This window comes from Phocaeicola sp. RTP21198st1_B8_RTP21198_201120 (assembly GCF_040929485.1).
Classification (GTDB): domain Bacteria; phylum Bacteroidota; class Bacteroidia; order Bacteroidales; family Bacteroidaceae; genus Phocaeicola; species Phocaeicola dorei.
Window position 1 is genome coordinate 26,220 of sequence record NZ_JBCOCI010000046.1, and the last position, 12,595, is coordinate 38,814.

Consider the following 12,595-nt stretch of genomic DNA (forward strand, 5'->3'; position numbering starts at 1 on the left):
CAAAGGTATGACAAGACCTTCTGTCGTTTTTCCAAACTTACGGCACATCTTTCAAGAATTATGCCGGAAACTTCCGGGAACTTCCTGCATAATCTCCGGCAGCATTGCCTTCTATTCTACTGTTACCGACTTCGCCAGATTTCGTGGCTGATCCACATTTTTCCCTTTGCAAATGGCTACATGGTAGGCCAATAACTGTAAGGGGATCGTAGCTATCAACGGTTCGAGGCACTCTAATGTTTCGGGCAACTCAATGCAATCATCAGCCAACTTGCTGATTACCGTATCTCCTTCTGTGACCAAAGCGATTACTTTTCCCTTCCGCGCTTTAATTTCCTGTATGTTACTCATTATCTTTTCATACATCGCATTATGCGTAGCTACCACAACAACAGGCATTTCGGCATCAATCAATGCGATAGGTCCATGTTTCATCTCAGCTGCAGGATAACCTTCAGCGTGAATATAAGATATCTCCTTCAACTTTAACGCACCTTCCAAAGCTACCGGAAAACTGTAACCTCGTCCCAAATAGAGGAAATTATGTGCATAGGTGAAGATACGCGACAGTTCCGCTATCTTGGGATTACTGATCAGAATCTTTTTTATTTTAGCCGGAATCACAGTCAATTCCCGAATCACTTCCAGGTATTTCTCATCCGTCATGCTCCCTTTCTCTTTTGCCAGGGTCAGCGCCAGCATGGTCAGCACAGTTACCTGTCCGGTAAATGCCTTAGTAGACGCCACTCCTATTTCCGGTCCTACATGAATATAAGAACCGGTATCTGTAATGCGCGGAATGGATGAACCTACCGCATTGCATATACCATAAATAAAAGCTCCTTTCTCTTTCGCCAGTTCTATGGCAGCCAATGTATCGGCCGTCTCGCCCGATTGCGAGATAGCTATTACCACATCATCTTCATGAATCACCGGATCACGATAGCGGAACTCGGAGGCATATTCCACTTCTACCGGAATACGGCAGAAACTTTCTATCAGTTGTTTCCCTATCAATCCGGCATGCCACGAAGTTCCGCAAGCCACAATTACAAAGCGACGAGCCTTGAGCAGACGTTCCTTATGATCAATAACCGCCGACAGTACTACTTTATCACCGTCCGCATTGATGCGTCCACGCATACAGTCGTTAATACAATCGGGTTGTTCGAATATCTCCTTCAACATGAAATGCGGGTATCCTCCTTTCTCCAGCTGTCCCAGATTCATTTCCACCGTACGTACTTCGGGATTTTGAAGCACGTTATCCAAATTGACGACTTCCAGCGCCTTGTCTCTGCGAATCACCGCTATCTCCCCATCTTGCAGATACACCACTTTATCCGTATACTCTACAATCGGAGTAGCATCCGAGGCCAAAAAAAATTCATCCTTCCCTATCCCTACCACCAGCGGACTGCTTTTACGGGCTGTAATAATCTCATCGGGATTATTCTTGTCAAGCACCGCTATGGCGTATGCACCAATCACCTCATGCAGAGCCAACTGAACGGCAGTAAGTAAATCTAAATGGTTGGAAAGCTGGAAAAATTCAATTAGCTGGACAAGAACTTCGGTATCTGTACTACTTTTAAAGATGAACCCTTTTTTTTGTAGTTTTTCTTTCAGGGTAGCGTAGTTTTCAATAATACCATTGTGGATAAGAGCAAGATTCTCGGAAGAAGAAAAATGAGGATGGGCGTTAGCCTGGCAAGGCTCTCCGTGAGTAGCCCATCGGGTGTGGGCAATACCAATTGTACCGGAAACGTCTTTTTGGGAAACAAAAGCTTCTAGGTCTGAGACCTTTCCTTTCGTCTTATAGACGTTCAACCTCCTTTTTTTATCAATCAATGCGACTCCTGCGCTATCATAGCCCCGGTATTCCAACCGCTTCAGGCCTTTTATGAGGACAGGGTAAGCATCTCGTTTTCCAATGTAGCCTACTATTCCACACATAATTTATATAAGTATATGTTCTGATTTGGCTGCAAAGATACAAATATCAATTAACATAAATGCAATAAAAGACCATAAATAATTGACGAAAGCGATAAAAAAGTAAGAATAGAAATCGAAAAGAAATGTTTTATCCGTTTTTAAAATAAATATGAAAACTTACATTATCAAAGCAATTTCGCCAAATCATGTTACGATTTAAAAGTAATAGACAGGCAGAATAAACAATATGTAAGCATCAAAAGCAGAAGAGCATCTTTTTACTAACACAGCTCATTTATTTTATAGCAAAAAGAAATAAATTATCTACCTTTGCAAAACAAACTGAAATACAAATCAACATTATTACAAACTAAAGACAGTCATAATGGTAAAAAGAGAACAAAATGGTCTTTATAATGCAACCAACGAACATGATGCTTGTGGTGTAGGTATGGTAGTCAACATTCATGGCAATAAATCACATGAACTGGTAGACTCCGCATTAAAGGTACTGGAGAACATGCGCCATCGAGGTGCGGAAGGAGCTGACAACAAGACCGGCGACGGCGCGGGAATTATGCTACAAATCCCCCACGAATTCATCCTCTTGCAAGGTATCCCCGTACCCGAGAAGGGAAAATACGGAACCGGACTAATATTTCTGCCAAAAGATGAAAAAGAACAAGCCGGTATCCTAAGTATTATGATTGAAGAAATAGAACGGGAAGGACTGACACTGATGCATCTGCGCAATGTGCCCACTAATCCCAATTGCTTGGGCAAAGACGCACGAGCCACCGAACCGGATATCAAACAGGTGTTCATCACCGGAGTGACTGATGTGGAAAACTTGGAACGTACCCTTTATGTTATCCGTAAAAAGATTGAAAAACGTGTCCGGCATAAAGATTTCTATATCGTTTCACTATCGGGCAAAAACATTATATATAAAGGGATGCTTTCGTCCATGCAGGTACGCGAGTACTTCCCGGACTTAACACAACCTTACTTTACCAGTGGACTGGCATTGGTACACTCCCGCTTCAGCACCAACACATTTCCTACATGGAGTCTGGCACAGCCTTTCCGTCTGTTGGCGCATAATGGTGAAATCAATACCATCCGCGGCAACCGAGGATGGATGGAAGCACGCGAAAGTGTCCTCTCCTCTCCGGCATTGGGGAATATCAAAGCCATCCGCCCCATTATTCAGCCAGGTATGAGCGACAGTGCCTCACTGGACAATGTGCTTGAATTTTTTGTGATGTCGGGATTGAGTCTGCCCCATGCCATGGCGATGCTGGTTCCCGAATCATTCAATGATAAAAATCCTATCAGTGAAGAGTTGAAAGCGTTTTACGAATATCACTCCATCCTAATGGAACCTTGGGACGGACCTGCCGCGTTGCTGTTCAGTGACGGACGCTTTGCCGGAGGAATGTTGGACCGCAACGGCCTCCGCCCTGCCCGTTACCTCATCACCAACAATGACATGATGGTAGTGGCCAGCGAAGTAGGCGTGATGGATTTCGAACCGGGAGAGATTAAAGAAAAAGGACGTCTGCAACCGGGAAAAATACTGATGATTGACACTGAACAGGGTAAAATATATTATGACGGAGAACTGAAAGAACAATTGGCATCAGCCCGTCCTTATCGCACCTGGCTGTCTACCAACCGCATCGAACTCGATACCTTGAAAAGCGGGCGCAAGATAGACAACCGGATAGCCGGTTATGACCGTATGTTACGCACCTTCGGCTTCTCGCGTGAAGATATAGAACGTACCCTCATACCAATGTGTAACACAGGGGCCGAACCTGTCGCCTCTATGGGTAACGACACGCCGCTGGCAGTTCTCTCGGACAAACCGCAGTTACTGTTCAACTACTTCCGCCAACAATTCGCACAGGTTACCAATCCGGCTATCGACCCTATCCGTGAAGAATTAGTCATGTCGCTCACCGAATACATCGGCGCCGTAGGAATGAACATTTTAGTACCCAGCGAAAGCCATTGCAAAATGGTACGTCTGCCCCATCCCGTACTAAATAACACCCAACTGGACATTCTCTGCAATATCCGATATAAAGGATTCAATACCGTGAAACTCCCCATCCTATTCGAGGTGAGCAAAGGAAAAGCCGGACTACAGGAAGCGCTGAGTAATTTGTGCAAACAGGCCGAGCAATCCGTGACCGACGGAGTAAACTATATCATTCTAAGCGACCGTTCTGTTGATGCGGCTCATGCCGCCATCCCGTCACTGCTGGCGGTAAGCGCTGTTCATCATCACCTCATCTCGGTTCAGAAACGCGTACAAACCGCATTGATTGTAGAAAGCGGCGAGATTCGCGAAGTGATGCACGCCGCCCTGTTACTGGGATATGGTGCCAGTGCCATCAATCCGTACATGGCCTTTGCCGTACTGGATGAACTAGTGAGAAAAGGCGATGTGCAGATGAATTACGAAACGGCCGAAAAGAATTATATCAAAGCCATCTGCAAGGGCTTGTTTAAAATCATGAGCAAGATGGGTATCTCTACGATCCGTTCCTATCGGGGCGCGAAGATTTTTGAAGCCGTAGGGGTCAGTGAGGAATTATTGAGAAGCTATTTCGGCACACAGACATCCAGCATCGGAGGTATTCGTCTGGAAGAAGTCGCCAAAGATGCCATCGCCCTGCACGATGCCGGATTCTCTCCGAAAGAAGTGAGCGACATTTTACCGCATAACGGACTGTTCTCTTTCCGCAAAGACGGAGAACGGCACGCCTGGAATCCGGAAACCATCTCCACCCTGCAACTGGCCACCCGGCTGGGCAGCTACAAGAAGTTCAAGGAATTCACCTCCATGGTAGATGGAAAAGAGTCACCCCTCTTCCTGCGCGACTTCTTCGGACACAAACGAAACCCCATTGATATTGAAAAGGTGGAGCCGGTAGAAAACATCGTGAAACATTTCGTGACAGGAGCCATGTCCTTCGGCGCTATCAGCAAGGAGGCACATGAGGCGCTGGCACTGGCCATGAACAAACTGGGCGCACGCAGCAATACGGGTGAAGGAGGTGAGGACAGCGACCGCATTACCGGCACTTACCAGGGTATCTCACTTTGCAGCAAGACCAAGCAGATAGCATCGGGACGCTTCGGAGTCACCGCCGAATACCTGGTCCATGCCGAAGAGATCCAGATAAAGGTGGCCCAAGGCGCCAAGCCGGGAGAAGGAGGACAACTGCCGGGATTCAAGGTAGATGAGGTGATTGCCAAAACCCGCCACTCCATTCCGGGCATCTCGCTCATTTCCCCTCCACCCCACCATGACATTTATTCCATCGAAGATTTGGCCCAGTTGATATTCGACCTGAAAAACGTAAACCCACAGGCACGAATCAGTGTGAAACTGGTAGCCGAAAGCGGGGTGGGAACCATCGCCGCCGGCGTGGCCAAAGCGAAAGCCGATCTGATTGTCATCTCGGGAGCTGAAGGAGGAACCGGAGCGTCACCTGCCTCAAGTATGCGGTATGCAGGTATCTCGCCCGAAATAGGACTGAGCGAGACGCAACAGACCTTGGTGTTGAACGGACTCCGCGGACAAGTGAAACTGCAAGTGGACGGACAGTTGAAAACCGGACGGGATATTATCAACATGGCCTTGCTGGGTGCGGAAGAATTCGGTTTCGGTACCACCGCATTGATTGTACTGGGATGCGTCATGATGCGCAAGTGCCACACCAACACCTGTCCCGTAGGCGTGGCCACCCAAGACCCCGAACTCCGCAAACATTTCCGTGGGCATTATAAATATGTAGTGAATTATTTCACTTTCCTGGCACAGGAAGTACGCGAATATTTGGCCGAAATGGGATTCACCCGGTTGGAGGATATCATTGGACGGACAGACCTGATTGAAATACAACAAGCGCCAAGTGAGAAGAAATCCTCACTATTGGATTTCAGCAGACTGCTACACCGGGTGGACAACGGAGCTGCCATACACCATGTCATGGAACAGAAGCACGACATTGCCCATGTGAAGGATGTGACCATACTGGCCGCCGCCAGGGATGCCATAGAAAACGGAAAAGAAATTTCCCTGGAATACACCATCGCCAATACGGACCGTTCGGTAGGCGCCATGCTGGCAGGAGCGGTTGCCAAGAAATACGGGCAGGCAGGACTTCCGGAACAGACCATCCACATCAAATTCAAAGGTTCGGCAGGCCAAAGTTTCGGTGCGTTCCTGACCCACGGCATCAGTTTCAAGCTGGAAGGCGAAGCGAATGACTATCTGGGAAAAGGACTGAGCGGCGGACGCATTGCGGTACTGCCCCCCGTGCGCAGCAATTTCGATGCGGAAAAGAATACCATCGCCGGAAACACCCTGCTGTATGGCGCTACTGACGGCGAGGTGTATATCAACGGACGAGTGGGTGAACGCTTCGCAGTCCGCAATTCCGGAGTGACAGCCGTGGTAGAAGGTGTAGGCGACCACTGTTGCGAATATATGACTGGAGGACGAGTTGTGGTACTGGGAGAAACCGGACGGAATTTCGCTGCCGGGATGAGTGGCGGTGTGGCTTATGTATGGGACAAAAACCACAACTTCGATTATTTCTGCAACATGGAAATGGTGGAGCTCTCGCTTATCGAGGAGGCATCTTACCGGAAGGAACTGCATGAACTGATCCGCCAGCATTACCTCTATACCAGCTCCAAACTGGCACGAACGATGTTGGACAACTGGAACCGCTATGTAGATGAATTTATCCAGATAGTCCCCATCGAATACAAACGAGTATTGCAAGAAGAACAAATGCGCAAGCTGCAACAAAAAATAGCTGATGTACAAAGAGATTATTAATACATCACACAAATTATCAACAAAGAAATACAACAAAAATATGGGAAATCCAAAAGCATTTTTAACCATTCCGCGCCAAGAAGCGGGCTACCGTCCCATTCACGACCGGATATCAGACTATAGTGAGGTGGAACAGACCCTGAACAGCCGTGACCGGAAACTTCAAGCTTCACGCTGCATGGACTGCGGTGTTCCTTTCTGCCACTGGGCTTGTCCGTTGGGCAACAAGCAACCCGAATTTCAGGACGCCCTCTACAAAGGCAAATGGGAAGAAGCCTACAAGATATTGAACGAAACCAACGATTTTCCTGAATTCACAGGCCGTATCTGTCCCGCCCTCTGCGAGAAGAGCTGTGTGCTGAAACTGAGCATGGACTCCCCCGTCACCATCCGCGAGAATGAAGCGGCCATTGCCGAAGCAGCCTTCCGCGAAGGTTATATCAGCCCCCGGCACATTGAACGCAACGGACGGAAAGTAGCCATTATCGGCGCCGGGCCTGCAGGACTGGCTACTGCCAACCAGCTCAACGGAAAAGGGTACACAGTGACCGTCTTCGACAAGAATGAGGCTCCCGGCGGCCTGCTACGTTACGGCATCCCCAACTTCAAGCTGCACAAGCCCATCATCGACCGCCGTATCCGGGTGATGGAAGAAGAAGGCATCCACTTCAAAATGAACAACGATGTGGATGTGCGGCAACTCCCCGAAGGTTTTGACGCCTACTGCATCTGCACCGGAGCTCCGACCGCCCGTGACCTCCCTGTCCCCGGACGCGAACTGAAAGGCATCCACCCGGCACTGGACATGCTGGCGCAACAAAACCGTATCCTTGCCGGCATGACGTTCCCGAAAGAACAACTGGTTACTGCCAAAGGTAAGAAAGTACTAATCATCGGCGGAGGTGACACCGGCAGCGACTGCATCGGAACCAGTAACCGTCAGGGTGCTGCAAGCGTCACCCAAATCGAAATCATGCCCCAACCGCCCGTAGGACAAAATCCAGCCACTCCATGGCCCCAATTCCCCCTTGTGCTGAAAACCACCTCTTCCCACGAAGAAGGATGCAGCCGCCGGTGGTCTCTCGCCACTCATAAGTTTCTCGGCAAAAACGGTAAAGTCTGCGGTGTGGAAGTGGAACAGGTGGAATGGATTCCCGGTCCCGACGGCGGCCGCCCTGTCATGAAGCCCACCGGAAAGGTGGAAGTGATTGAAGCCGACCTGGTTCTTCTGGCAATGGGATTCCTAAAGCCCGAACATCCCCAATTCGCCGAAAACGTATTCGTAGCCGGCGATGCAGCAAGCGGAGCCAGCCTAGTGGTACGCGCCATTGCCAGCGGACGGAAAGCGGCAACGGACATAGACAGTTATCTCAATAAATAAATCAACAAATACAATTATGTGTGGAATCGTAGGAATATTCAAGATAAAGCAACAAACGCAGGAACTGCGTCAGAAGGCATTGAAAATGTCACAAAAGCTCCGCCACCGCGGGCCGGACTGGAGCGGCATCTACGTAGGCGACTCTGCCATCCTGGCCCATGAACGCCTCTCCATCGTAGACCCTCAAAGCGGAGGGCAACCCCTATATAGTCCCGACCGGAAACAAATCCTCGCCGTGAACGGAGAAATCTACAACCATCGGGATGTTCGTGCAAAGTACGCCGGAAAATATGATTTCCAAACCGGAAGCGACTGCGAAGTCATCCTTGCCCTTTACCGTGACAAAGGTATTCACTTCCTCGAAGACCTGAACGGCATCTTTGCCTTCGCCCTTTATGATGAGGAGAAAGACGATTTCCTCATTGCCCGCGACCCCATCGGAGTCATACCTTTATATATAGGTAAGGATAAGGACGGCAAAATATACTGCGCCAGCGAGTTGAAAGCCCTCGAAGGGTTCTGTGATGAATACGAACCCTTCCTTCCCGGCCATTACTATTGGGGAAAAGAAGGCAAGATGACCCGCTGGTACGTCCGCGACTGGTTTGAATACGAAGCCGTGAAAAACAACAATGCCTATTCCCAGGACATACACGACGGACTGGAAGAGGCCGTTAAACGCCAACTGATGAGTGATGTGCCCTACGGCGTACTTCTTTCCGGCGGTCTGGACAGTTCCGTCATCTCTGCCATTGCCAAGAAATATGCAGGCAAACGGGTAGAAACCGACAATAAAAAAGATGCCTGGTGGCCTCAGCTCCATTCCTTTGCTATCGGTCTGGAAGGTGCGCCCGACCTGATAAAAGCCCGCGAAGTGGCCCGCTTTATCGGAACCGTGCATCATGAAATCCACTATACCATCCAAGAAGGATTGGACGCTATCCGCGACGTCATTTACTACATCGAGACTTACGATGTCACCACCGTTCGCGCCTCTACCCCGATGTATTTGCTGGCACGCGTCATTAAAAGCATGGGAATCAAAATGGTGCTGAGTGGCGAAGGGGCTGATGAAGTGTTCGGCGGCTATCTCTATTTCCACAAAGCTCCTACAGCCCAAGCCTTTCATGAAGAGACCGTGCGTAAACTAGGCAAGCTCCACCTCTATGACTGCCTCCGTGCCAATAAATCCCTCGCAGCGTGGGGAGTGGAAGGCCGAGTGCCTTTCCTGGACAAAGAATTTCTGGACATAGCCATGCGCCTCAATCCCGAAGCAAAGATGTGCCCCGGAAATACCATTGAAAAGAAAGTCGTTCGCAAAGCCTTTGCAGACATGTTGCCCGACAGTGTAGCATGGCGACAGAAAGAGCAGTTCAGCGACGGCGTGGGCTATAGTTGGATTGATACACTGAAAGCCCTTACCGCCGAAGCCATCAGTGACGAGCAAATGGCGCACGCAGCCGAACGGTTTCCTATCAATACACCGCAAAACAAGGAAGAATATTACTATCGCAGCATCTTCCAGGAGCACTTTCCCAGTGAAAGCGCAGCCCGCAGCGTGCCAAGCGTACCCAGTGTGGCATGTTCTACCGCCGAGGCCCTTGCATGGGACGCCGCCTTCAAGAACATGAACGAACCAAGCGGACGGGCCGTGAAGGGAGTGCACGAAGAAGCATACGATTCATAATATGGCAACGTGAATTCGATTCCGACAAATTCATGCATATCTTTAACGCTTCTCTTACAGCATTCATTAAATGAAGAGATGCTTTGCACCCCGAACTTTTGCGCAGCCTTGCCTCCGAAAAGAGGAAGGCTGCGCGGTGCTTTTGCCAACGTTTTCGAAATAGAGTGGAAAAAACAGCCCTTTCCATGCTGGGTATCAGAAAAAATGGTGTAACTTTGTATAGCTATAAAAAAGAGAAGAAGAAAGATGGAAACAAAGAAAGCGCCTCAAATCCCTTACGGCATCTCGGACTTTGTGCGGATGCGGACTGAAAATTATTATTATGTGGACAAGACCATGTATTTGCCCCTGATTGAAGATACAGCCAGCTATATCTTTATGATACGTCCGCGCCGTTTCGGAAAAAGCCTTTTCCTAAGCATGATGAAAGCCTACTATAACATCTTGCAAAAAGACCGTTTCGAAGAGTTATTCGGCGGACTATGGATTGGTAAGAATTCCACCGACCAGCGCAACCGTTTCCAAGTGATTTATTTTGATTTCTCAAAGGCAGGGGGGGCATTAGAGAGACTGGAAGAATGTTTTGAAACTTATTGCAATGTTGTCCTCGACCTGTTCATAAAGGATTACGCTTCTTATTATTATGATGATTTTGAAGAAAAGCGCTGTATCTAGCTCAAGGAACCACGTTACATAAAGTCCTGATACAGTTCAAAGGATGGGAAGTGGTGAGAAGTGAAAAAGATACACATTAAAAACACAATTAACAGATAAAATAATGAAAACACCTTTTATTCCTAAATTGATTCTCTTTTTTATCCTATTTTTTCTTTATTCTGCTGGACATGCACAACAACGGGATTCAGTAACCATATGCGGACAAGTAACAGATTATAACGGACAACCCATTGACAGTTGTTCCATCTTTTGGCAAAGCCCCTCTTTTGATGACATTAAACAAGCCATCACTGACAAAAACGGATACTACACCACCCGTATTCCTAAAGGAAAGTATCAAAGTATGGGAGCTATCAATATGTCTACCTACCCACATACCGTAAAACCCGGACTAGCGGAAAAAGACCAACGTCTCGAATTTTGGGCATGGAATTTCATTGCCGATCGTGATACCACTCTCAACATTCGCTATCATCGTATGGAAGTCTATGGACTACGTATTTTCCACATCCCTGGAGGCATGCCCACCTATCAGATATATGTTCGCCCCATGAGTCTGACCCGTACCCTGCAATGGCAAAAAGAAGAAAAATCCTCACTTGTACATGCACAGGATTTTAGCAAGATTGAGCAAACAGGTTTAAGCAAACAAGCCAAAGGCGTTTTGCTGGCACCATCGGCTGACAAACTAAAAGCTATCGTTTGGATAGATGGAGAAGAAGTACCTGTTCTGATGAAACAAGAGATAAAAGAGTACTTCGATGCTACCGAATACGGCAATGCCTATCTGCTGACCGTGGATATGCCCAGACACCAGAAAAATATTCTCCCCTACCGAATATTTAAAGTAGAGTTAACAGATTTAGAGAATGGTGACCGTGGAGAAGGGCTTTATTATATGGAAAAAGAGAACTATATAAAATAAAAAGAAGCGGTATTCTACCGCTTCTTGAGCCGAAACCGGGACTCGAACCCGGGACCTATTCATTACGAATGAATTGCTCTACCAACTGAGCCATTTCGGCAACTGTTTTTTCTGCAATATCGGGTGCTTTTCTGAAAAAGCGTTGCAAATATATATCTTTCTTTCGAAATAAAGAAACTAAAAGCGGATAATTTTTCAGTTATCCGATTTTGTTATGTCAATTGATGCCGGATTTATTGGTAGGCTTCTTCATGTATCCCTTTCATGGCCCATCCGCTTGGTTCGTTTATGTTCTTGAAAGCGGTATCCCACGTAAGAGCTTCAACGGTAGAATTGTTTTCTTTTATGTAAAGATTATAACATCAAGGCGTAAAAACTATTTTACACTAATTGCTCTCCTCATCAAATACCCGTGATATACTGAAATTTACCCACTCCATACCCAAACAATTCAATATCCGTCAAAGTTTGATGGTCTTTACCTTACCCGGAATGATGGTCAGATGCACCGTTCCATCCTTTTCTATCTCCACCTTCTGATATCTGGCCTCCACCACCACTTTTCCATCCAGCGCCATCACCCCCCACTGGCAGGCATTCCCTTCAAAAGCACAATAACCGCCTACAGGAATACAGATATTCCGGTAACAAGGAGGCACTACGATGCGATCTCCCCATTTCAGCCCCCACTTCATCCCCATCCGGAAAGGAAGGACATCTTTTATTTCCTCCAGCCTCTTCCGCCTTTTCTCTTCCTCATTCTGTTGCCGTTCCCGCTGTACGCTCTCCGCACGCCGCCCGGCTTCCTTCCTCAGACCTTCCACCACGGAGGCAAAATCCGCTTCGCCCGCCTTAGGAGCATTACAAGCTATATACCGCTTCCCCTTTCCTTTCTCCACATGATAATAGCTTCCTTCCCCGTCCATCACCACAATGCTCCGATCCGCCAAACAGCCACAACACCAGTACACCTCTTCATCATCCCCTTCCAGCACGCAGGCGAAGACATCAAATATAGTAGACCACACAGGATCAACTAGCCGGAAAGACTTCGGAACACGGTAATCCGGTATCTTCAAGTAGAAACCATAAAAACAAAGACTGTCTTTGTGCAAACCATGC

General features: G+C 47.9%; 6 protein-coding genes, 1 tRNA gene and 1 pseudogene. 5 read left to right on the forward strand and 3 right to left on the reverse strand.

The annotated features are described in order from the left end of the window. Positions 1-111 precede the first annotated feature (111 nt). A complete protein-coding gene (gene glmS / locus AB5935_RS15535; RefSeq protein WP_007840201.1) occupies positions 112-1,956 on the reverse strand; it encodes a glutamine--fructose-6-phosphate transaminase (isomerizing) in 1,845 nt (614 codons plus the stop codon). A gap of 367 nt (positions 1,957-2,323) precedes the next feature. On the opposite strand from glmS, the gene gltB reads away from it, so the two are divergent. From gltB to AB5935_RS15560, 5 genes are all read left to right on the forward strand, one after another. Then, complete coding sequence (gene gltB, locus AB5935_RS15540) at positions 2,324-6,802, forward strand: glutamate synthase large subunit (RefSeq protein ID WP_038610502.1); 4,479 nt, start codon at positions 2,324-2,326, stop codon at positions 6,800-6,802. A 40-nt stretch (positions 6,803-6,842) separates the two neighbouring features. Then, positions 6,843-8,183, forward strand: coding sequence for a glutamate synthase subunit beta (locus AB5935_RS15545; RefSeq protein ID WP_038612462.1), 1,341 nt, complete (start codon positions 6,843-6,845; stop codon positions 8,181-8,183). A 16-nt stretch (positions 8,184-8,199) separates the two neighbouring features. Continuing rightward, positions 8,200-9,870, forward strand: coding sequence for an asparagine synthase B (asnB, locus tag AB5935_RS15550; protein WP_038610504.1), 1,671 nt, complete (start codon positions 8,200-8,202; stop codon positions 9,868-9,870). A gap of 246 nt (positions 9,871-10,116) precedes the next feature. Then, a complete protein-coding gene (locus tag AB5935_RS15555; RefSeq protein ID WP_120053656.1) occupies positions 10,117-10,545 on the forward strand; it encodes an AAA family ATPase in 429 nt (142 codons plus the stop codon). 103 nt (positions 10,546-10,648) lie between these two features. Then, positions 10,649-11,473 carry a hypothetical protein gene (locus AB5935_RS15560; protein ID WP_038610508.1) on the forward strand — a complete coding sequence of 275 codons (825 nt, stop codon included), beginning with the start codon at positions 10,649-10,651 and terminating at the stop codon, positions 11,471-11,473. A gap of 27 nt (positions 11,474-11,500) precedes the next feature. On the opposite strand, the gene AB5935_RS15565 is transcribed toward AB5935_RS15560, so the two are convergent. Next, positions 11,501-11,573, reverse strand: a tRNA-Thr gene (locus AB5935_RS15565). A gap of 361 nt (positions 11,574-11,934) precedes the next feature. Beyond that, positions 11,935-12,595: pseudogene (locus AB5935_RS15570) on the reverse strand (ATP-dependent helicase); the annotation flags it as partial.

Bases quoted from the DNA above. Each gene is read 5' to 3' on its own strand.
- asnB (WP_038610504.1), top strand. From the start codon at position 8,200: ATGTGTGGAATCGTAGGAATATTCAAGATAAAGCAACAAACGCAGGAA.
- glmS (WP_007840201.1), bottom strand. From the start codon at position 1,956: ATGTGTGGAATAGTAGGCTACATTGGAAAACGAGATGCTTACCCTGTC.
- AB5935_RS15545 (WP_038612462.1), top strand. From the start codon at position 6,843: ATGGGAAATCCAAAAGCATTTTTAACCATTCCGCGCCAAGAAGCGGGC.
- gltB (WP_038610502.1), top strand. From the start codon at position 2,324: ATGGTAAAAAGAGAACAAAATGGTCTTTATAATGCAACCAACGAACAT.
- AB5935_RS15555 (WP_120053656.1), top strand. From the start codon at position 10,117: ATGGAAACAAAGAAAGCGCCTCAAATCCCTTACGGCATCTCGGACTTT.
- AB5935_RS15560 (WP_038610508.1), top strand. From the start codon at position 10,649: ATGAAAACACCTTTTATTCCTAAATTGATTCTCTTTTTTATCCTATTT.